Source organism: Saccharothrix longispora (assembly GCF_031455225.1).
GTDB lineage: Bacteria > Actinomycetota > Actinomycetes > Mycobacteriales > Pseudonocardiaceae > Actinosynnema > Actinosynnema longispora.
In genome coordinates, this window is sequence record NZ_JAVDSG010000001.1 from 442,616 (window position 1) to 463,032 (window position 20,417).

General features: G+C 72.4%; 19 protein-coding genes and 1 pseudogene. 13 read left to right on the top strand and 7 right to left on the bottom strand.

Annotation, left to right across the window (positions count from 1 at the left end; translation table 11 throughout):
* Positions 1–16: 16 nt before the first annotated feature.
* The 6 genes from secD (at position 17) to J2S66_RS01980 (ending at position 8,004) form a co-directional block, all read left to right on the top strand.
* Positions 17–1,867 (top strand): protein translocase subunit SecD, encoded by a 1,851-nt coding sequence (gene secD, locus J2S66_RS01955; RefSeq protein WP_310302999.1) that lies wholly within the window; start codon positions 17–19, stop codon positions 1,865–1,867.
* A 1-nt stretch (position 1,868) separates the two neighbouring features.
* On the top strand, positions 1,869–3,065 hold the full coding sequence (gene secF, locus J2S66_RS01960; protein WP_310303001.1) for a protein translocase subunit SecF: 1,197 nt from the start codon (positions 1,869–1,871) through the stop codon (positions 3,063–3,065).
* Positions 3,062–3,580, top strand: a complete 519-nt coding sequence (locus J2S66_RS01965; protein ID WP_310303003.1) for an adenine phosphoribosyltransferase — start codon at positions 3,062–3,064, stop codon at positions 3,578–3,580. The genes secF and J2S66_RS01965 overlap by 4 nt, the downstream gene beginning before the upstream one ends.
* A gap of 369 nt (positions 3,581–3,949) precedes the next feature.
* Complete coding sequence (locus J2S66_RS01970) at positions 3,950–6,256, top strand: RelA/SpoT family protein (protein ID WP_310303005.1); 2,307 nt, start codon at positions 3,950–3,952, stop codon at positions 6,254–6,256.
* Positions 6,257–6,328: 72 nt separating this feature from the next.
* Positions 6,329–6,862 carry a hypothetical protein gene (locus tag J2S66_RS01975; protein WP_310303007.1) on the top strand — a complete coding sequence of 178 codons (534 nt, stop codon included), beginning with the start codon at positions 6,329–6,331 and terminating at the stop codon, positions 6,860–6,862.
* Positions 6,859–8,004 carry a ParA family protein gene (locus J2S66_RS01980; protein WP_310303009.1) on the top strand — a complete coding sequence of 382 codons (1,146 nt, stop codon included), beginning with the start codon at positions 6,859–6,861 and terminating at the stop codon, positions 8,002–8,004. Before J2S66_RS01975 ends, J2S66_RS01980 begins: the two co-directional genes overlap by 4 nt.
* Positions 8,005–8,213: 209 nt before the next feature.
* Here J2S66_RS01980 and J2S66_RS01985 read toward each other — a convergent pair whose 3' ends face one another.
* Positions 8,214–9,080: a peptidylprolyl isomerase gene (locus J2S66_RS01985; protein ID WP_310303011.1), complete on the bottom strand. Its 867-nt coding sequence runs from the start codon at positions 9,078–9,080 to the stop codon at positions 8,214–8,216.
* 145 nt (positions 9,081–9,225) lie between these two features.
* Here J2S66_RS01985 and J2S66_RS01990 point away from each other — a divergent pair, with 145 nt between their 5' ends.
* The 3 genes from J2S66_RS01990 to J2S66_RS02000 are packed head-to-tail and all read left to right on the top strand — an operon-like array spanning position 9,226 to position 11,850.
* Complete coding sequence (locus J2S66_RS01990) at positions 9,226–9,927, top strand: MBL fold metallo-hydrolase (protein ID WP_310303012.1); 702 nt, start codon at positions 9,226–9,228, stop codon at positions 9,925–9,927.
* Positions 9,928–9,934: 7 nt separating this feature from the next.
* Positions 9,935–11,227 (top strand): histidine--tRNA ligase, encoded by a 1,293-nt coding sequence (gene hisS, locus J2S66_RS01995; RefSeq protein WP_310303013.1) that lies wholly within the window; start codon positions 9,935–9,937, stop codon positions 11,225–11,227.
* Positions 11,224–11,850, top strand: coding sequence for a hypothetical protein (locus J2S66_RS02000; protein WP_310303015.1), 627 nt, complete (start codon positions 11,224–11,226; stop codon positions 11,848–11,850). Before hisS ends, J2S66_RS02000 begins: the two co-directional genes overlap by 4 nt.
* Positions 11,851–12,042: 192 nt before the next feature.
* Here J2S66_RS02000 and J2S66_RS02005 read toward each other — a convergent pair.
* Positions 12,043–12,225, bottom strand: a pseudogene (locus J2S66_RS02005) (hypothetical protein); the annotation flags it as partial.
* 369 nt (positions 12,226–12,594) lie between these two features.
* Between J2S66_RS02005 and J2S66_RS02010 the strand changes: the two are divergent.
* Complete coding sequence (locus J2S66_RS02010; RefSeq protein WP_310303017.1) at positions 12,595–12,819, top strand: hypothetical protein; 225 nt, start codon at positions 12,595–12,597, stop codon at positions 12,817–12,819.
* A gap of 4 nt (positions 12,820–12,823) precedes the next feature.
* On the opposite strand, the gene J2S66_RS02015 is transcribed toward J2S66_RS02010, so the two are convergent.
* Positions 12,824–13,687 carry a spermidine synthase gene (locus tag J2S66_RS02015; protein WP_310303019.1) on the bottom strand — a complete coding sequence of 288 codons (864 nt, stop codon included), beginning with the start codon at positions 13,685–13,687 and terminating at the stop codon, positions 12,824–12,826.
* Positions 13,688–13,729: 42 nt separating this feature from the next.
* On the opposite strand from J2S66_RS02015, the gene J2S66_RS02020 reads away from it, so the two are divergent.
* Positions 13,730–14,092: a DUF1304 domain-containing protein gene (locus J2S66_RS02020; RefSeq protein WP_310303021.1), complete on the top strand. Its 363-nt coding sequence runs from the start codon at positions 13,730–13,732 to the stop codon at positions 14,090–14,092.
* Here J2S66_RS02020 and J2S66_RS02025 read toward each other — a convergent pair.
* From J2S66_RS02025 to pnuC, 3 genes are all read right to left on the bottom strand, one after another.
* Complete coding sequence (locus tag J2S66_RS02025) at positions 14,019–15,464, bottom strand: YibE/F family protein (RefSeq protein WP_310303023.1); 1,446 nt, start codon at positions 15,462–15,464, stop codon at positions 14,019–14,021. The two genes, J2S66_RS02020 and J2S66_RS02025, sit on opposite strands and share 74 nt — an antisense overlap.
* Positions 15,465–15,546: 82 nt before the next feature.
* Positions 15,547–16,623, bottom strand: coding sequence for an AAA family ATPase (locus tag J2S66_RS02030; RefSeq protein WP_310303024.1), 1,077 nt, complete (start codon positions 16,621–16,623; stop codon positions 15,547–15,549).
* Complete coding sequence (gene pnuC / locus J2S66_RS02035; RefSeq protein WP_310303026.1) at positions 16,620–17,261, bottom strand: nicotinamide riboside transporter PnuC; 642 nt, start codon at positions 17,259–17,261, stop codon at positions 16,620–16,622. Before pnuC ends, J2S66_RS02030 begins: the two co-directional genes overlap by 4 nt.
* A gap of 160 nt (positions 17,262–17,421) precedes the next feature.
* On the opposite strand from pnuC, the gene J2S66_RS02040 reads away from it, so the two are divergent.
* Entirely contained in the window at positions 17,422–18,399 is a 978-nt protein-coding gene (locus tag J2S66_RS02040; RefSeq protein WP_310303028.1) for an intein-containing protein, read from the top strand.
* Between the two features lie 112 nt (positions 18,400–18,511).
* On the opposite strand, the gene J2S66_RS02045 is transcribed toward J2S66_RS02040, so the two are convergent.
* Entirely contained in the window at positions 18,512–19,909 is a 1,398-nt protein-coding gene (locus tag J2S66_RS02045; protein ID WP_310303030.1) for an FAD-binding oxidoreductase, read from the bottom strand.
* A 43-nt stretch (positions 19,910–19,952) separates the two neighbouring features.
* Here J2S66_RS02045 and J2S66_RS02050 point away from each other — a divergent pair, with 43 nt between their 5' ends.
* On the top strand, positions 19,953–20,354 hold the full coding sequence (locus J2S66_RS02050) for a nuclear transport factor 2 family protein (protein WP_310303033.1): 402 nt from the start codon (positions 19,953–19,955) through the stop codon (positions 20,352–20,354).
* Positions 20,355–20,417 lie beyond the last annotated feature (63 nt).

The following is a 20,417-nucleotide window of genomic DNA, read 5'->3' on the forward strand; positions in this document are numbered from 1 at the left end:
AGGAGACGGACGGACCGTGGCACCTCCGGCCGGGCAAATCCGCCCCGCGAAGTACCTGGGCGCATTTGTCCTCATCGTGGTCGCGCTGTACTCCCTGGTGTTCTTCACCGGGAACGGCAAGGCGACCCCCAAGCTCGGCATCGACCTGCAGGGTGGCACCCGTGTCACGCTGACCGCCCGGGCTCCTGATGGCCAAACGCCGACCGACGAGGCGCTCAACCAGGCGCGCACGCTCATCGAGACGCGCGTCAACGGCCTCGGTGTCTCCGGCGCCGAGGTCGTCCGCGACGGCACCAACCTGGTGATCACGGTCCCCGGGTCGGACAGCGAGGGCGCCAAGCGCCTCGGCCAGACGGCGAAGCTGAACTTCCGCAAGGTGGTCGGCTCGCCGCTGCCCAACGCGCCGGCCCCGGAGCCGTCCACCACCGGCAGCGCGCCGCCCAGCACCTCCGGGTCGGCCGCGCCCTCCACGACGGGCAGCGCCCCGGCGTCGGAGACCGCGGGTTCCGCGCCGGCGACGACCACCGCCCAGGGCCGCCCGGCCCCGATGGTGGAGGGCCAGCCGGCGGACCCGAACGCGCAGCCGACGGACCCCAACGCGCCTACGGACCCCAACGCGCAGCCGACGGACCCCAACGCGCCCACCGAGCCGCAGGTCGACTGCCGCGCGGTGTTCGCGGGCCAGTACTCCGAGGACCCGACCAAGGCCATCGAGGAGTCCCGGACCTGCCGGCAGGACCCGCAGCTGACCACGCTGGACGCGCAGACCGTCCAGCAGGCGCTCACCGCGTTCACCTGCCCCACGATCGACCCGCTGATCGGCAACGACGACCCGTCGCTGCCGCTGCTGACCTGCGACCAGGACCGCACCGAGAAGTACGTGCTGGCCCCGGTGAACCCGCCGAACGACGGCAGCGTCAAGGACGACGACTACAGCCTCTACTCGCGGCTGACCGGTGAGGACGTCTCCAACGCCGTCTCCGGCGTCAACCCGCAGGGCGCGGGCTTCGTCGTCGACCTGACGTTCAAGTCCTCCGGCGGCGACAAGTGGGGCAAGTTCACCTCGGCGAACGTCTCGCAGCAGGTCGCGGTCGTCCTGGACAGCCAGGTCGTGTCCGCGCCGAACATCAACGAGCCGATCCTGGGCGGCAACACCCAGATCAGCGGCCAGTTCAACCAGGCGGAGGCGAACAGCCTCGCCAACGTGCTGAAGTACGGCTCGCTGCCGCTGTCGTTCGAGCCCTCCGAGGCCGAGACGGTGTCCGCGACGCTGGGCCTGGCCTCGCTGAAGGCCGGTCTGATCGCGGGCGGCATCGGCCTCGCGCTGGTGTTCGTCTACTGCCTGATCTACTACCGCCTGCTGGGCGTGCTGACGATCCTGTCGCTGATCCTGTCGGCCGTGGTCATCTACGCGGTGCTGGTCCTCCTCGGCCGCTGGATCGGGTTCACCCTCGACCTCGCCGGCATCGCCGGGTTCATCGTCGCCATCGGTATCACCGCGGACTCGTTCGTGGTGTTCTTCGAACGGCTCAAGGACGAGGTGCGGGAGGGCCGGTCGTTCCGGTCCGGCGTGCCCCGCGCGTGGGTCCGCTCCCGCCGCACGATCCTCTCGGCGGACGCGGTGAGCTTCCTCGCCTCGGCGATCCTCTACGTGATCGCCGTCGGCCAGGTGAAGGGCTTCGCGTTCACGCTGGGCATGTCGACCGTCCTCGACCTGATCGTGGTCTTCCTGGTCACGCACCCGCTCGTGGCGATGGTCTCCAAGTCGAAGAAGCTGTCCAACCCGAAGCTGTCCGGTCTGGGCGAGGCCGTCCAGGCGGCCGTCGCGGACCGCGCGGCCAAGGGCACTGCCGTGAAGGGGGCCTGACGTGGCCGAGGGCAAGAAGCTCGGGATCTTCAAGCGGCTCTACGTCGGCAACGGCGCCTTCGACATCGTCGGCAAGCGCAAGCGCTGGTACGCGATCTTCGGCGCGGTCCTGCTGGCCTGCATCCTGCTGATCGTGCTCAAGGGCTTCAACCTGGGCATCGACTTCACCGGTGGCACGCGCATCCAGATGCCCGCGCAGAGCGCGTCCGGCACCATCACGACGGACGCGGTCAAGGAGAGCTTCCAGCGGGCGATCGACAAGGAGGCGACCTCCGCCCAGACGGTCGGCACCGGCGACTCGGCGACCGTCCAGGTCCGCTCCGAGACGCTGAGCGCCGACGAGATCGCCACCGTCAAGGCGGCGCTGAACGACGACCTCAAGCCCGAGGGCGGGATCGGCACCATCAGCGACAGCGCCGTCTCCGCGTCCTGGGGCGGTGAGATCACCACCCAGGCGCTGATCGCGCTGGGCGTGTTCTTCCTGGCCGTGGCGATCTTCCTGGCGCTGTACTTCGAGCTGGCCATGGCGGTCGCCGCCCTGGTCGCGGTGGCGCACGACGTGGTGATCACGGCGGGCATCTACTCGCTGATCGGCTTCGAGGTCTCGCCCGCCACGGTGGTCGGCCTGCTCACCATCCTCGGCTTCTCGCTGTACGACACGGTGGTGGTGTTCGACAAGGTCAAGGAGAACACCCGGGGCATCCTGGGCCTGACCCGCCGCACCTACGGCGAGGCGGCCAACCTGGCCGTCAACCAGACCCTGATGCGGTCGATCAACACCTCGCTGATCGCGCTGCTGCCGGTGCTCGGCCTGCTCGCCATCGGCGTCGGCCTGCTCGGCGTCGGCACGCTGAAGGACCTGGCGCTCGTGCAGCTCGTCGGCATCGCCATCGGCGCGCTGTCGTCCATCTACATCGCCACGCCGATCGCGGTGGACATCAAGATGCGCGATCCGAAGTACAAGGCGCAGGCCGCCCGGGTGAAGGCCCGTCGCGACAACCTCGCCCGCAAGGCGAGCGGCGAGGCCGTCACCGGCGGCAGCGTGGCCGACACCGGCGTCGTGGAGTCCACGGACGACGAGTCGCTGGCCGCCGAGCTGCGCAAGGAGAAGGCGATGGCCGCCGCGGCGGGCGCGCCGTCCCGCACGGCCAGGTCGTCCGACGCCCGTCGCCGCCCGACCGGCAAGAAGCACCGTTGAAGCTCGACCGAGCCCTGGGGCTCCTGCGTGAGGTCCCGGACTTCCCCCTGCCGGGGGTCGTCTTCCGGGACCTCACGCCGGTCCTCGCCGACCCGGACGCCCTGCGCGCCGTGGTCGACGCCCTCCAGGACCGGATCCACCCGGACACCCAGCTGGTGGCCGCCGTCGAGTCGCGCGGCTTCCTGCTGGGCGCCGCCCTCGGCTACGGCTGGCGCTACGGCGTCGTGCCGCTGCGCAAGCCGGGCAAGCTGCCCTCCGTCACCCACCGCGTGTCGTACGCGCTGGAGTACGGCGAGGCGACCCTCGAACTGCCCGCCGGGTCCATCACGCCGGGGCAGCACGTCGTGGTGGTCGACGACGTGCTGGCGACCGGCGGCACGGCCGTGGCGGCGTGCGAGCTGGTCGAGAAGGCCGGCGGGGTGGTGACGGGGGTGTCCGTGGTGCTGGAGATCCCCGGGCTGGGCGGCCGGGAACGGCTCGCCGGGCACCGGGTCGACGCCCTGCTCACCGTCTAGCTCCTCCACGAAGGTTCCGGCCAGGCCCGGGTGACGGTCGACCGCCACCCGGGCCTGGCTGTTCGCCGTCGGGGGCCGGGGAACCGCCCGCCGTGCGCGGCCGGTTCGACGCGGTGACCGCCGGTGACCGTGTTCCTGTCGGTCCCCGCCGGCAAGATGAAAGCAGGGGCCCCCTGGCGGGGACGGTTGCGCAAGCTTGCCCGGATCGTGACTGGGAGCGTGTCCACGCAGGTCGGCAAGGTGTGCGTCCGACCTGTCGGGCCGAATCACAGCTGCTGCTCACCGTGTGAACCGCGCCGTTCGTCGGTTCGCCGCGCGGCCGATTCGCCATGCGGAGTTATCCTCGGTTCCTAGACCCGAGGAGCGTGGTTGAGCCAGGACACCGAACCCGCGCAGTCGGCGGAGCCCGTGCCCGCGGCGGCACGGCCGCCGTCGGCCACCAGGCGCGTGCGAGCCCGACTGGCACGGCGCATCACCGCCCAGCGCGCCGCGCCGGTCAAGCAGGTGCTCGAACCGCTGGCGGCCGTGCACCGCGACCTGCACCCGAAGGCCGACCTGGCGCTGCTCCAGCACGCCTACGACGTCGCCGAGGAGAAGCACCGGCCGCAGCGGCGGAAGTCCGGCGACCCCTACATCACCCACCCGCTGGCGGTGGCGACGATCCTCGCCGAACTGGGCATGGACACGACCACGCTGGTCGCCGCCCTGCTGCACGACACGGTCGAGGACACCGACTACTCGCTGGACCAGCTGCGCGTCGACTTCGGCACCGAGGTCGCGCTGCTCGTGGACGGCGTGACCAAGCTCGACAAGGTCAAGCTGGGCGCGGCGGCCGAGGCGGAGACCATCCGCAAGATGGTCATCGCCATGGCCAAGGACCCGCGCGTCCTGGTCATCAAGCTCGCCGACCGGCTGCACAACATGCGCACCATGCGCTTCCTGCCGCCGGAGAAGCAGGCCCGCAAGGCCCGCGAGACCCTGGAGGTGCTGGCCCCGCTGGCCCACCGGCTCGGCATGGCGACGGTGAAGTGGGAACTGGAGGACCTGGCGTTCGCCATCCTCCAGCCGAAGAAGTACGACGAGATCGTGCGCCTGGTCGCCAACCGCGCGCCGTCCCGCGACACCTACCTCAGCGGCGTGATCAACGAGCTGTCGTCGCAGCTGGAGGGCGCCCGCATCACGGCCAAGGTCGAGGGCAGGCCGAAGCACTACTACTCGATCAACCAGAAGATGATCGTCCGGGGCCGCGACTTCGACGACATCCACGACCTGGTGGGCGTGCGCATCCAGGTCGACGAGGTGCGCGACTGCTACGCCGCGATGGGCGTGGTGCACGCGCTGTGGCAGCCGATGCCCGGCCGGTTCAAGGACTACATCGCCCAGCCCCGGTTCGGCGTCTACCAGTCGCTGCACACGACCGTGATCGGCCCGGACGGCAAGCCGCTGGAGGTGCAGATCCGCACCTACGACATGCACCGCACCGCCGAGTACGGCATCGCGGCGCACTGGCGGTACAAGGAGACGCGCGGCACGCACAGCGGCAAGGGCGTCGAGGTCGACGAGATGGCCTGGATGCGCCAGCTGCTCGACTGGCAGCGCGAGGCCGCCGACCCCGGCGAGTTCCTGGAGTCGCTGCGCTTCGACCTCGCCGCGCGCGAGATCTTCGTGTTCACCCCCAAGGGGGATGTCGTCACGCTGCCGACCGGTTCCACCCCGGTCGACTTCGCGTACGCCGTGCACACCGAGGTCGGTCACCGCTGCATCGGCGCCCGGGTCAACGGCCGCCTCGTCGCCCTCGAGCGGAAGCTGGAGAACGGCGAGGTCATCGAGATCTTCACCTCGAAGGCCGAGGGAGCGGGCCCGTCCCGCGACTGGCTGTCGTTCGCCGCCTCCCCGCGCGCCAAGGCCAAGATCAAGCAGTGGTTCGCGAAGGAGCGCAAGGAAGAGGCCATCGAGGTCGGCAAGGACGCCATCGCCAAGGAGGTCCGCCGCGTCGGGCTGCCGCTCCAGCGACTCGTCTCGGCCGACTCCATGGGCGCCCTGTCGAAGGAGCTGCACTACCCGGACGTGTCCGCGCTGTACGCGGCGGTCGGCGAGGGCCACACCTCCGCCCGGCACGTCGTGCAGCGGCTCGTGGCCCAGCTGGGCGGCGTCGACCACGCCGAGGAGGAGCTGGCCGACCGCTCCACCCCGTCCACGGTCGCCCGCCGCAGGGTCACCGGCGACGCGGGCGTCATCGTCAAGGACGCGTCCGACGTGTGGGTCAAGCTGGCCCGCTGCTGCACGCCCGTGCCCGGTGACGACATCCTCGGCTTCGTCACCCGAGGTGGTGGCGTGTCGGTGCACCGCACGGACTGCACGAACGCCGACGAGCTGCTCCAGACCCCGGAGCGGCTGCTGGACGTCGAGTGGGCGCCGTCGTCCTCCTCGGTGTTCCTGGTCGCCATCCAGGTGGAGGCCCTCGACCGGCACCGCCTGCTGTCGGACGTGACGAAGGTGCTGGCCGACGAGAAGGTCAACATCCTGTCGGCGTCCGTGACGACGTCGCGCGACCGGGTCGCGGTGTCGCGGTTCTCGTTCGAGATGGGCGACCCGAAGCACCTGGGCCACGTGCTCAAGGCGGTCCGCTCGGTGGAGGGCGTCTACGACGTCTACCGCGTGACGTCCGCTTCCTGACGGGCTAACGGGCCGGGTCCTCCTGGCGATGTCGATGGCAGCAGTGCCGCTGCCACATCGTCGTGAGGACCCATGCCCTTACCCTGGTCGAAGCGCTACAAGGTCAAGTGCCGCGACGGGTCCGTCAAGTACGTCCACCGCGACGTCGACGACGCCTTCCCGCTGGAGCTACGGGAGTCGGGGAAGCGGACGGCCGCCGGGCTGGACGTCCTGCAACAGGTGTCCGGCAACCTGGAGCGCTCGCACGTCGAGCAGATCAAGGCGGCGTTGTTCAGCCTGAACCAGGCGAACGACACCATGATGGTCAACTTCCGCGCGCTCTACACGGTCTACCAGACCGATCCGTGCGCGAACGCCGGGTACCTGGCCGCGGGGACGCAGGCGCTGATGGCCGAGCACCAGCGCACGAAGGACCTGGTGATCCGCCTCGACGCGCTCCTCAAGATGGCCCAGACCGACCAGCAGGTCGTCGGCGAAGTCCTCAAGGTGATCACGGGGCTGCCGGGCTTCGCCGACGAGGCCGCGCGCGTGGCCATCCGGACGAATCGCCAGGCCGCGCACGAGTGGTTGGAAACGGCGCCCGCGCCGGGAGAGGTGGAGAATTGACCGCCAGGGTGGTGTGCCTCGCCAGCGCTAAGGGCGGTTCCGGGAAGACGATGCTGACCGCGAGCCTGGCCGCCTTCGTGGGCCGGCTCGGCAAGCGGGTGCTGGTCGTGGACACAGATGCGGCGACCAACGGCCTCACGCTGCTCTACCTGTCCCAGGTCGTCGCGACGCGCCACGAAGCCCCTGAGCGGGCGGGCCTGTTCGACGTCGAGCACCCGGTCAGCCCGGAGAGGTCGGTGGTGAGCGTCGGGCAGGGGGTCGACCTGCTGCCCGCGTCGTTCGTCGGCGCGAACTCCGAGGACGTGTCGGTGAGCGCGTACGAGCGGCGGCTCAGCGCCGCCCTCGACTTCGCCCGCGAACAGTACGACCTGGTGCTGCTGGACGCCCAGGCAGGAGCCGACGAGTACGCGCGGCACGCGCTCCGACCGGACGTGTCGGACCGGGTGCTCATCGTCAGCGAGTACGACCCGATGTCGGCGGCCGGGGTCGAGCGGCTGAAGGCGTTGCTGGGGGAGAGCGTCGCGTACTCGCGGACCTGGATCGTGCTGAACAAGATGCTGCCGGAATTCGCGAAGTCGTTCAGCGAGTTCTTGGAGATCGTCCGCTATGCGCCGCCGATCCCGTGGGACGCCGACGTGGTGCGGGCTTATGCGCGGCGGAGGCTGGCGTTGGACTTCGAGTTCGGCAACGAACACACCGTCGCGGTGATGCGCGTGCTGCGGACCGTCCTGCACGACGAGTTGGCGGCAGACTTGGACGCGTGGGCCGAGAAGCAGGCCGACGTGCTGCGACAACCCGTTGAGGTCACGGTCGGCAAGTTGCGGGAGGAACTGCGGGAGGCCAACGCCGCTGTCGAGCGCAGGGGGCGCAAGAACATCGTTGTCTGGATGTCCGGTCTGCTGGTCACGTTGCCGGCCGGCGCCCTGATGTTGGCCGGGGTGTTCCGCGACAATTCCCTCTGGTATTTCGGTACTTCGCTGTTCTTTCTCTTCGTCCTTTTCGCCCTGGGTGTGGAAGAACGGCGTTCGAGGAGGGCTGTCGGCGAGTTGGCCGAACGACGGTTCGCGCTGCGCCAGCGGCTCTCGGAGTACGAGGACGTGGCGAGTCTCGGCCTGGCCGACCTCGTCCGTCGTCGCCCGTAAGCGGCCGGTCGGCGCGCCTGGTCGTCCGACCCGCGCGGATGCGGGCGCGCCCGTCCGGCGCGTCAGCGGAACGTCATCGGCCGGTGGGACCATCCGCCGTGTCGGCCCCCACAGCCGACGGGGAAGACGCGAGGGCCCCGCACCCCTCTCCCGGGTACGGGGCCCCCGCGTGTCCGAAGCGGTCCGCCGGTCCTGCGCGGTCCGGTCCGTCAGGCGACGCTGACCGACTCGAACTTCACTTCCTTGTTCGGCTTGCCGCCACCGGGCGACGGGTCGAACGAACCGTCGTGGCCCGCGCGGGCGACCTCGTCGATCAGCTTCAGGCCCGCCTCGTCGATGCTGCCGAAGACCGAGTAGTCCGGCGAGAGCTGCGCGTCGCCGTAGACGATGAAGAACTGGCTGCCGTTCGTGCCCTTCTGGGTCGCCTCGTCCGTCCCGGCGTTCGCCATCGCCAGGTAGCCGCGGCCGTAGGTCAGCTCGGGCCACGTCTCGTTGTCGAACGCGTAGCCGGGGCCGCCGGAACCGGTGCCCGTCGGGTCGCCGCACTGGAGCATCTGGAGGCCCTGGGTGCCGATGCGGTGGCACGTGCTGCCGTCGTAGTAGCCCTGCTTGGCCAGGTTGACGAAGCTGTTCACGGCGCACGGCGCGAGCGCGCGGTCCAGCGTGAGGTTCAGGTCGCCGACGTTCGACTTGATGGTGGCCTGCACGGTGCCGGAGGCGGCGATGCCGGTGCCCTCGGGGGCCTTCGTGCCCTCCTTCGAGGCGGGCTCCGTCGACGGCCGGTACTCGCAGCTCGCGGGGTCCGCGAGGGGGGTGGGCCGGGTCGGGAGCGCCTTGACCTCGGTGGGGATGGTGATGGGGGCGGGCGCGTCGGAGCTGGCCGCGGCCGCGTCGTCGCCGCCGCCGCCGAAGTCGGCCGTGGCGAGGAAGTAGACACCGCCCGCGACCACGACGACCGCCACGACGGTACCCACGACGGCGAACATCCGGCGCCGCTTCGCGCGCTCCGCCCGGCGGACGAGCTGGCGTTCCAGCTTCCGCTTGGCCTGCTCGCGGCGCTGCACGTTGGTCGGCACCTCGCACCCTCCCTGGTCTCTGCGTCGACGGCGACGATCGGTGAGCAGTCTAGGGGGCACGTATATAGCCGGCGTGTGGCGGATAGGCTGGTGGCGGGGTCCGCAGTGATCCGTTGTCGATCCGTTGCCGTCGAGAGGTGCTCCCGTGCTCGTGATCGGGTTCCCGACCGGGGCCCTCCAGGCCAACTGCTTCCTGCTGGCCACGGGTGCGGGCGGGCCGTGCGTGGTGGTCGACCCCGGCCAGGAGGCCGAGGAGCCGATCGCCGACGCGCTGCGCGAGCACCGGCTGTCGCCCGTCGCCGTGCTGCTCACCCACGGGCACTTCGACCACTCGTTCTCCGTGGCGCCCGTCTGCGACGGCAACGACGTGCCCGCCTGGGTGCACCCCCGCGACCGCGAGATGCTGTCGGACCCGCTCAAGGGCATCAGCGCCGAGTCGCGGGCGTTCTTCGGCGGGAACCTGGAGATGCGCGAGCCGCGCGAGGTGCGCGAGCTGACCGACGGGGCGGAGCTGGACCTGGCCGGCCTGAAGCTCACCGTCGACCACACACCGGGCCATACCGGCGGGTCGGTGATGTTCCGCGCCGGCACCGGGGAGGGCGGACGGCTCGTGCTGTCCGGCGACACCCTCTTCGCCGGCTCCATCGGGCGCACCGACCTGCCGGGCGGGGACCACCGCGAGATGCTGACGTCGTTGCGCACGAAGGTGCTGACGCTGGCGGACGACACGGTGGTGCTGCCCGGCCACGGGCCCACGACGACCATCGGCCGCGAGCGCGCGAGCAACCCGTTCCTGCTGGGACTGGGTTCCCCCGACGCGCCGGCCGCACCGCACCGAGGACTGTAGAGACACCGTGACGAGCTCCCCCGCTACTCCTTCCCCCGCTACTCCTTTCTCCGCGCCCAAGGGCGTGCCCGACTACTTCCCGCCGGCCTCCGCGTCGTTCCTGGCGGTCCGCGACACGCTCGTCGACTCCGCCCGGCGCGCCGGCTACGGCTACGTCGAGCTGCCCGTCTTCGAGGACACCGCGCTGTTCGCGCGCGGCGTCGGCGAGTCGACCGACGTGGTCAGCAAGGAGATGTACACCTTCACCGACCGCGGCGGCCGGTCCATCACGTTGCGGCCCGAGGGCACGGCGGGCGTGATGCGCGCCGTCATCGAGCACGGCCTGGACCGCGGGCAGCTGCCCGTGAAGCTCGCCTACGCGGGCCAGTTCTTCCGCGCCGAGCAGCCGCAGGCGGGCCGCTACCGGCAGTTCCACCAGGTCGGGATCGAGGCGGTCGGCGTGGACGACCCGGCGCTGGACGCCGAGGTCATCGCGGTCGCCGACGCCGGGTTCCGCGCCCTGGGGCTCACCGGTTTCCGGTTGGAGCTGACCTCGCTGGGCGACTCGACGTGCCGCCCGCAGTACCGGGAGAAGCTCCAGGCGTTCCTGGCGGCGCTGCCCCTGGACGACGACACCCGCCGCCGCGCGGAGATCAACCCGCTGCGCGTGCTCGACGACAAGCGGCCCGAGGTGCGCGAGCTGGTCGCCGACGCGCCGCTGATGGTGGACAACCTGTCGGCCGGGTCGCTGGCCCACTACGAGGCCGTCAAGGGCTACCTGAACGACCTGGGCGTGAAGTTCACCGAGAACCCGCGGATGGTGCGCGGCCTCGACTACTACACGAAGACGACGTTCGAGTTCGTGCACGACGGGCTGGGCGCGCAGTCCGGCATCGGCGGCGGCGGGCGCTACGACGGCCTGATGGAGCAGCTGGGCGGGCAGCCGCTGTCCGGCGTCGGCTTCGGCCTGGGTGTGGACCGCGCGCTGCTGGCGTGCCAGGTCGAGGGCGTCGTGCCGGGCGACCCGGCGCGCTGCGACGTGTACGGCGTGCCGCTGGGCGAGGTGGCGAAGTCCCGCCTGGTCGCCCTGTCCGCGCCGCTGCGCGAGGCGGGCGTGCGCTTCGACCTGGCGTACGGCGGCAAGGGGCTCAAGGGCGCGATGAAGGGCGCCGACCGCTCGGGTGCCCGGTTCGCCCTCGTGCTCGGCGAGCGCGACATCGAGGCCGGTGTCGTGCAGCTCAAGGAGTTGGCGACGGGCGACCAGCGCTCCGTGCCGCTGGTGGACGCCGTGATCTCGGTGGTGGAGGCGTTGGGCCGGTGAGCGAGAGCATCCCCCTCGACCTGCTGGACCCGAAGACGGTGCGCAAGCGCGCCTGGACGGTCACGATCGGCGCGCTCGTCGTCGCCGCCGCGTTCGGCGGGTTGATGGGGCTGCTCGCGGGCCGCACCGCCGGCCTGGTCACGGCCGCGATCTTCTTCGTGCCGCTCGCGCTGCTGGCCGTGGCCGAGGCCCGGCGGCACGTGCGGCTGGACGGCACGGTGCTGTCGGTCCGGGCGTTCGGCACCCGCTCGGTGGACCTGCGCACCGCGGACCGGCTCGACCTGCTGGTCACCGACGTGCGCGGGGCGCGCACCGTGGGCCTCTTCGCGCGCGGCGGCGGCAAGGCCATCAACCTGGCCCTCGCCATCTACGCGGGAACGGGTGGCAAGGAGCAGGGGATCCTGCCGCTGCGCACGCTGGCGAACGTCCTCGCGGGTCGGGGCGACCCGCCGGGGCTCGTCTTCTCCGAGCTGCTGGTCGCCCAGTTGCGCGCCGAGGCCCGCGGCCTCGCCTACGGGGACCGGCCGCTCTACAAGCTCGCCGCGCTCGCCCCGGGCGGCCGGCTGGCGCAGAAGCTCAACCCGGACGCCATCTCCCGGTTCGTGTCGACGCTGAGCGACTAGGAAGGCAGGTCCGGCGGGTACCGGCTGAGCGGCGACGACGACTCGGCGGGGGCCCCGGACCGCGCTCAAGGCCGTGCGCGTCGCAGCGGCACGTCCGCCGCGGTTCACACGCCCAGCACCACGGGGCGCGCCGGCGGACCGCCCGCGATCAGCGCGGCCGGCGGCGTGACGAGGTCGCGCGAGCGTCTCACCGGGCTCGACCCCGCCGCCGGGAGCCGCCCACACGACGCCGTCGCCGGTCCTGTGGCGGCCGAGCAGGACGCGGTCGTCCGGGTCGAGCACGATCGCGCGGATCGAGTGGCGCGGTTCCACCGGAACGGCCTGGCCGGACTGAGCCTCGTCGTTCGTCCGGTGCGCCCGGATCACCATGCCCATCACCCACTCGGCCGCCGCTCGTCCGGCGGGTTGCCGGCACACTGGATCGTGCACCACCCGGAAGGGGAGTACTCCCTAGAACGTCGATGTCGTCAACACGGCAGAGGAACAACAGGTCGACCCCGGCGTCGACCAGCCTCGCCCGGTGTCGGCGGTGGCCTCGCGGCCGCGGAGGAGACCTTTCGCACCGTCCACGACGACCATGTCGTCCCGGGAGAACATCGGACCAGGACCACCAGGGCTTTCGAGTCCTGTCTGAGAAACCTCCGCCGGGCAGGTTGCTCAGCTCAAACCAGTCGTCGGACTGGTCGAGCTGACGCCTGCGCGCCTCGCTCGACCGGAGTGAGGGACGCGAGGTGTCCGTTGGACTTGTCTTCTCTCGGTATCGGTGTCGCCCTGGCTGCGGCGATACCCGCCCTGGCCGTCGTCGTGGTCAGCCTGATCGCCCTGCGCGGGACGGCGCCGGCCCAGCGGCCGGAGATCATCCGGGCTTTGGCGGAGCTGATCGGCGCTGCCCGACGCGAGCGGAGACCACCGAGGCGCGGCCGGGCCGCCGATGCGGTCGAAGCGGGCGTTCCCGATGAGCCGTCGTGACCGGTCAGTCGTCCGGCAGGCCCCACGTGCCCTTGGGCGGGGACGGGGACAGGGTGGCCGTCGCGTCCGTCGTCGGCGGCAGGCCGCCGATGAAGCGGGTCAACGAGGCGTCGTGCTCGACCCGGCCAGGGAACGGGTCGCCGGCCGTGCGGCGGGTCAGGGCGGCCACCGGCAGCTCGGTGTGCGAGGCCACCAGGACGAAGTTGCCGAAGCGCCTGCCGCGGAACACGGTCGGTTCGGCCAGGACGCACACGTGCGGGAACACGGCGCGCACGGTGGCCGCCTGGGCGCGGGCGAAGGTGAGCGGGCCGCCGTCGCCGATGTTGGCCGCGTAGACGCCGCCCGCGCGCAGCGCCCGCGACGCCTGGCGCACGAACTCGACCGACGTGAGGTGGGCCGGGGTGCGCGCGCCGGCGAAGACGTCGGTGACGATCAGGTCGAAGGTGTCCTCGGGCGCCCGGACCAGCACGGCCCGCGCGTCGCCGGTGCGGATGCGGATGCGCCAGTTCCGGTCCAGCGGGAGGACGCCGCGCACCAGGTCGACCAGCGCCGCGTCGATCTCCACGACCTGCTGGGTGGAGCGGGGGCGGGTCGTGGCGATGTAGCGGGGGAGGGTGAGGGCCCCGCCGCCCAGGTGCACGGCCCGGATCGGGTCGCCCTCGGGGGCCACCAGGTCGGCGACGTGGCCGAGGCGGCGCAGGTACTCGAACTCCAGGTGCGTCGGGTCGTCCAGGTCGACGTGCGACTGCGGGGTGCCGTTGAGGCGCAGCACCCAGGCGCGGGGGACGTCCTGGTCGGGGACGAGTTCCGCGATGCCCGAGTCCACCTCCCTCGTGATGGTCGCATCGGTCTTCCGCAGTCGTCCCACACCGGACAACCTAGTCGCCGCCGTCCGGTTAGGGTGACGCCCGTGCAGATCGCCGCTGACGTCCTGACCGCGCTCGTCGCGGCAATCCACCTCTACATCGTGGTGCTGGAGATGTTCCTGTGGAACACCCCGCGCGGCCGCGCGGCGTTCGGGACCACGGAGGAGTTCGCCGCCGCCTCGAAGGTGCTGGCGGCCAACCAGGGCCTCTACAACGGGTTCCTCGCCGCCGGCCTGGTCTTCGCGATCGTGGCCGGCGGGTCGGTCGGTTTCGCGTTCGCCGTGTTCTTCCTGGTCTGCGTCGTCGTCGCCGGGGTGTACGGCGCGGCGACGGTCAGTCGTCGAATCCTGTTCGTGCAGTCCGTGCCCGCCGCGGTCGCTCTGCTGCTCGTGCTGCTCGCTCGCTAGCGGTCACCCGGGCCGGCCGTCGCCAGGGGCCCTTCGCGGGGTCGTAGCCGGTGCGCAGGTCGCCCGTCACCCGCGCGCTCCAGGCCGCGGTCCCGGTGGGCCCGTCGTCCTCCGGGTCGTCCTGCGGCTCGTCCCCGGGTTCGTCCCGGGGGTCGGGCGTCGCGGCGGTGGCGGGCACCTCCTCGCGGCCCGCCACCCACGCGGCCAGGGCGGTGGTGATCGGGACGGCCGCCACCAGGCCGATGCTGCCCACCAGGGTCCGCACGACCTCCTGCGCCACCTCCTGCGCGGTCAGGATCTCGCCCAGGGTGCGGCCCGACAGCGAGAACGCCAGCAGCAGCGGCAGCGCCGCGCCCGCGTACGCCATGACCAGGGTGTTCACCACGGACGACAGGTGGTCGCGGCCGATCCGCGACCCCGCCGCGTACAGGTCGCGGAACCCCAGCGACGGGTTGGCCCGCCGCAGCTCCCACACCGCGCTGGTCTGCGTCACGGTGACGTCGTCCAGCACGCCCAGCGCGCCGATGACCGTCCCGGCCAGCAGCAGGCCGCGGGTGTCGATGCCGTGCCCCAGCACGGCCACCAGGTTCCCGGTCTCCTGGTCGAGGCCGGTGAGCTTGCCGAACGCGGAGAACGCCACGCCGAGCAGGCAGATCAGCGCGAGGCTCACCAGCGTGCCCAGCACGGCGGTGGACGTGCGCGCGGACACCCCGTGCGTCAGGTACAGCACCACGAACATGATCAGCCCCGCGCCGACCACGGCCACGGTCAGCGGGTTCTCGCCGGCCAGGATCGCGGGCAGCACGAACACCACCAGCACCACGAAGCTCAACGCCAGCGCGCCCAGCGCGGCCAGCCCGCGCCACCGCCCCAGCAGCAGCACGGCCGCCACGAACAGCACGGCCAGCAGCAGCAGCGGCGTGCCCCGCTGGAAGTCGACGAGCTGGTAGGACGCGCTGTCGTCGGGGTCACCGCCGCCGAACGACAGCACCACCTGGTCGCCGACCGCGAACTCCGGCGTCGTCGGCTGGTCGGGCACGGGCACCCGGACGTCGCGGCCGGCCGCCGCGCCGTCGGTCATCCGCACGGACACCAGCACGCACCCGGTCGCGCCGGGCTGACCGGTGTCCGGTCCGCAGCCGCCGCCGACCACCGCGGTGACCTCGCCGAGCACCGGCACCTGCGTGATGCCGGCCTCCGCGCCGGTGCGCTGGTCGTGCCCGAACGGGTAGAGCAGGAACGTGCCCACGACGGTCGCCAGCACGAGCGGCAGCAGCAGGACCAGCAGCAACCGCCGCACCTGGTGGGACGCGGGGCCGGTGGGCCGCCCGTGGCCGTGGCCGTGCGCGGCGATCAGGTCCTTGGCTTGCACGGCTCACATACTGCCCGATCGACCCGCGGTGTCCGTCATGCGGACAGCCGGTCGTGGCGACCGCCCGAGCCCGGGAGCCGCGTCATCCCAGCGGGTCGGTGAACCGGAAGTGCCGGGCGACCGCCTCCCCGCAGGCTTCGAGGGCCTGCCGCAGCCGCTGGTCCGGTGTTCCGGTGACCAACCGCCACGGCACGCCCCGCGCCGCCAGGCCCTCCTGGAACAGCCCGGTCATCCACGCGCGCAGGTGCTCGCCGTCCCGCCACCCGTCCTGCTCGAACGGCACGCCGACGTGGTCGGTCAGCAGGTACAGGGCGGGGCGGCGGGCGTCCGGCGCGATGTCGTCGCGGGCCGCGCCGAGGTAGCGGTGACCCCAGACCGTGGCCGCCCACGCGTCGTTGTCGCACACCACGACCGGCCCGGTGGAGGCGGCGCGGACCAACTCCTCCTGCCTCTCGGCCACGTCCTGGAAGTCACCGACCGTCCACACCAGACGATCGGCGGACGCGGCCGGGTCGAACGCCCGCGCGGCGGCCAGCTTGTGCTCGGTGTGGAGTCGGCCGTACTCGGGTACCCAGGGCGCGTCGAGGTGCGCCGCGAGTTGTCGCGACAGCGTCGTCGTGCCGGTGCTCTCGGCTCCGAGCACCACGATCCGGGCGCACAGGCCCGCCCGGGTGGCGGGCGCCAGGTGCGCCCAGTTCGCCCGCGGGTCCGCCCGGATCGCGGTGCCGGACACCGGGTGCGCCCCCCGGTCCGGGTCGACCGGCACGTGCCGGGCGCCGAGCCGCTCGGCCATCTCATCGCCGTAGCGCTCGCTGGAGAACACCGCGTCCACGGCGGCCGACGCCGGGTCGCCGTCCAGGATCGCCCGGCGCGCGAGCACCGCCCGCGCGACGCCCATGTGCAGCTCCCACACCTCGTCGCTGTCGAAGTCCATCTCGTGGTCGTCGACGTCGCCGAGGACGACCAGGCCGGGCGTCCCGGCGTGCTCGGCGCGCAGCCACGCCACCCGGTCGGCGACCGGGATCGACTCGACGTGCGACGCCAGCACGGTCACCGTGGTGCGCGCGCTGCGCGCGGCGGCGGTGCGGACGAGGTGGTGGTGCCCCGCGTGCGGGGGGTAGAACTTGCCGAGCACCAGCGCGTGGTCGAAGTCCGTCACGCCGCGACCCGCTCGTCCTCGCGCAGCGCCTTCGTCCAGTTGCGCAGGCCCAGCACGCACAGGGCCATGAAGCCGACGTAGAGGATCGCGGTCAGCCACAGGTCCTTGTAGGCGTACAACGGGACGTAGACGACGTCCGCCGCGATCCACAGCCACCAGCACTCGACCTTCTTGCGGGTCTGGCCCCAGGTGGCGAGCAGGGAGAGCACGGTGGTGATCGAGTCCGCCCACGGCACGGTCGAGGGGGTGAACGACGTGAGCACCCACACCAGCAGCAGGGTCCCCGCCGCGCCCGCCGCCGCGAGCCACCACCACTGGGCGCGCGTGGTCCGGCCGACCGGCAGGGCGGTGCGCTCCGCGCCACCGCGCAACCACGCCCACCAGCCGTAGAGCGCGAGTGCGATGTAGACGACCTGGAGACCGGAGTCCGCGTACAGGCCGCTGGTCGCGAACAGCACCAGGAAGGCGAGGTTGTTGAGGATGCCGATCGGCCAGTTGAGCGGGTTCTGACGGGCGACCAGCCACACGCACAGCGCGCCCGTGACGAAGCCGGCCACCTCGCCCCAGCTCGTGGTGACGCCCGCGAAGGTGACGGCCGGGGTGGTGAACGGCCACAGGATCAGGTCCAGCAGGGACAAGGCGACTCCATTTGACCATGATTCGAACACGTGTTCGAATGGGGCTATGCGATGCGACGGGCAGGAGGACGGGGCGGACCGGCAGCAGGTTCCACCGGGGTTGCCGGGACTGGTCCGCAGCGTACGAACCCCCGATCCCGACGACGTCTCGTCCCACGGGGTGCGCGCCGAATCCGCCCTCGCCCACTGCCTGGCGGGCGACACGCCCGTGCTGCTGGCCGACGGGCGCACCGAGCCGATCGCCGAGCTGGCCGCGGGCCAGGAGGTGTTCGGCACGCGGGACGGCAGGTTCGTCGTCACGCGGGTGCGCGCGCACTGGAAGACCAGCAGGCCCGCGTACCGGGTGACGCTGGGCGACGGCACGCAGGTCGTGGCCGGCGGGGACCACCGGTTCCTCACCGACGAGGGCTGGAGGCACGTCACGCCCGGTCGGTACGACGACGTCGACGAGCGCCCCTTCCTGGTGAAGGGCGCCCGCCTGGTCGGCACGGGCCGGTTCGCCGCGCCGCCCGCGCACGTGCGGGACTACCGCGACGGCTACCTGTGGGGTGTCGTGCGCGGGGGCCTGCCCAGCGACCCGGACGTGCTGGCGCGGGCCCGCGAGTTCTCGGCGGGCGACGTGCCGCGCGACCGCGACCTGGTCGAGTGGCCCACCGCGCCCGGCGACGGGTGGTCCAAGGGCTTCCTGGCCGGGCTGTTCGACTCGCGGGGCAGCTCGACCGGCGGCGAGCTGGTGGTGTCCAGTTCGGACAGCGCCGTGTTCGAGGCGGCCGCGCTCGCGCTGACCCGGCTGGCGGTGCCGCACGCGGTCGAGGTGCGCGGGCTGCGCGTCGTCGGCGGGCTGGCCGGGCGGCTGCGGTTCCTGCACCTGGTCGAACCGGCCATCACGCGCGGCAACGCCGTGGAGGGCATGGCGGTGCCCGTGACGTCGCAGCTGGCCGTGGTGGCGGTGGAGTCGCTGGGCGTGACGCGGACGCTGTACGACATCACCACCGGCACCGGCGACTTCGTGGCCAACGGCCTGGTCAGCCACAACTGCTCCGCCCCGCCCGCACCCGCCCCGCCCGCGACCCCACCGGCATCCCCGTCGAGAGTCCAACCCCCCAGGCCGCGAGAGTCCAACGCCCAGGACCTCTGAGTTCTTCACTCGCGAGTAAACAACTCTCGGCCCCTGGGCGTTGCACTCTCGGCTCCTGGACGTTGGACTCTCGCGGCCTGAGGGTTGGACTCTCGGGGCTGGTCGGGCGGGGTCAGAGGGAGCGGGGGAAGCGCAGCACGCGGTCCGGGTCGTAGCGCCGCGCCACCGCGCGCAGCCGGGGCAGGTTGTGCCGGTACGCGGTTTGCGCCCAGTCCCGCTGGAGCGGGTCGAGGTAGTTGACGTACGTGCCGGTGCCGACGAGCGGTGCGAGGGCGCGTTGCACGTCGTCGACCTCGCCGGTGACTTCGGCGGGCGGGCGGTCGCCCACGGTGCCGAACACCTCGATCGACGTGACCGAGCCCCGGTGCGGGTAGGCCGTGCCGCGCGGCCCCACCCGGTCGATCGCGCCGCCGAGCGCGGCGACGATGAGCAGCGTGCCGCCCTTGCCGTCCAGGGTGCCCGCGACGGCGGCCGGGTCGGCCCACGGCCGGTCCGCGATCCGCGAGGACGCCCGGAAGGCGTTGCGGGGTGGGTGGCCGCCGGTCATGATCCCGATCGCGGTGGGGAGGTCGACCTCGGCGTCCTCCAGCGGCGGCCTGGCGCCGACCGCGTCGAGGAGGCGGGCGACCTCGGCCCGCAGCGCCGACACCGGACCGACCCGGCACCCGGTGAGGTCGACCGAGCCGTCCGGCAGCACCACGCAGGTGCTCGACAACTCGTCCGGCACGGCGGTGCTCCACGGCTGCCACGCGCCGAGCACGTCGGCGGCGGACCCGGCCGGGAAGCGCACGCGGAACACCGTCAGCGCCGGCGGGGCGGGGACGGTGTCGAACTCGAACGACGTGACGACGCCGAAGTTCCCGCCGCCACCGCCGCGCAGCGCCCAGAACAGGTCGGGCTCGCTCGCCCCGGACGCGGTGAGCAGGTGGCCGTCCGGGGTGACGACCCGCGCCGACCGCAGCCGGTCGCACGTCAACCCGTACGCGCGGTGGAGCCAGCCGAGGCCGCCGCCCAGGGTGAGGCCCGCGATGCCGACCGACGGGCAGTTGCCCAGCGGCAGGCACCGGCCGGCCGCGCCGAGGGCGGCGTAGACGTCGCGCAGCCGGGCGCCCGCGCCGACGACGGTCGTGCCGTCCGGGCGCACCTCGACCCCGGACATCGGCGCGAGGTCGACCACGAGCCCCTCGTCCGGTGTGGAGTAGGCGGCGTAGCCGTGGCCACCGCCGCGCGCGGCCACCCGGAGGCGGGACCGCCGGGCCTCGTCCAGGCAGTGCCGCACGTCGTCCGGGTGCGCGCAGCGGGCGATCGCGGCGGGCCGGTGGTGGTCGAACAGGCTGTTGAACGGCAGGCGGGCCGTGTCATAGCCGGCGTCGCCGGGCAGCAGCAGCCCGCCGGCGAGCCGGGCCCGTAATCGCGCCCACCGCGGTGGCGGCCCACCGGTCCCGCCCGCCACCGCCCCGATCGCACCCGTCCCCGCCCACCGCAGCACTGCCCGTCGTGAAGTGACCACCGTCCCATCCTGTCATCGTACGGCGTACGGTACGTTGTACTGCATGAGTGCCGTGCCGAGCAGTGGAGCGGGTTTCACGCCGACCGACGAGGACGTCGCGGGCGTGCTCGCGTGGTTCGAGGAGTGGGACGCCCTGGCCGTGGCCAAGGACGTCGAGGGCATGGCGGACAAGGCGCTGTTCCCGGTCAACGCGGTGACCGACGGGGCGGCGCGGTCGTGGGACCGCGCGCGGTTCCTGACCGACATGGCCGCCTCGCTGGGGGAGGGGGACGTGCGGATGGAGTCGGTGCGCACGCCCCACTTCGTCAACGCCGACCTCGTGTTCGTCATCACCGACGCGACCATCACCGCGGGGGAGTTCTCGCAGGTCGTGCGGTACGGCGACCTGCTGGTCAAGGTCGACGGGAGGTGGCTGTTCCAGACGATGGTCCAGGGCGGCTGGTAGTCCCGGAGGGGGCTCCGCGTCATTAACAATCAGTCTTGACTGTTTGTTAGTGGCGCGGAACAC

Bases quoted from the DNA above. Each gene is read 5' to 3' on its own strand.
- J2S66_RS01975 (WP_310303007.1), top strand. From the start codon at position 6,329: ATGCCCTTACCCTGGTCGAAGCGCTACAAGGTCAAGTGCCGCGACGGG.
- J2S66_RS02050 (WP_310303033.1), top strand. From the start codon at position 19,953: ATGAGTGCCGTGCCGAGCAGTGGAGCGGGTTTCACGCCGACCGACGAG.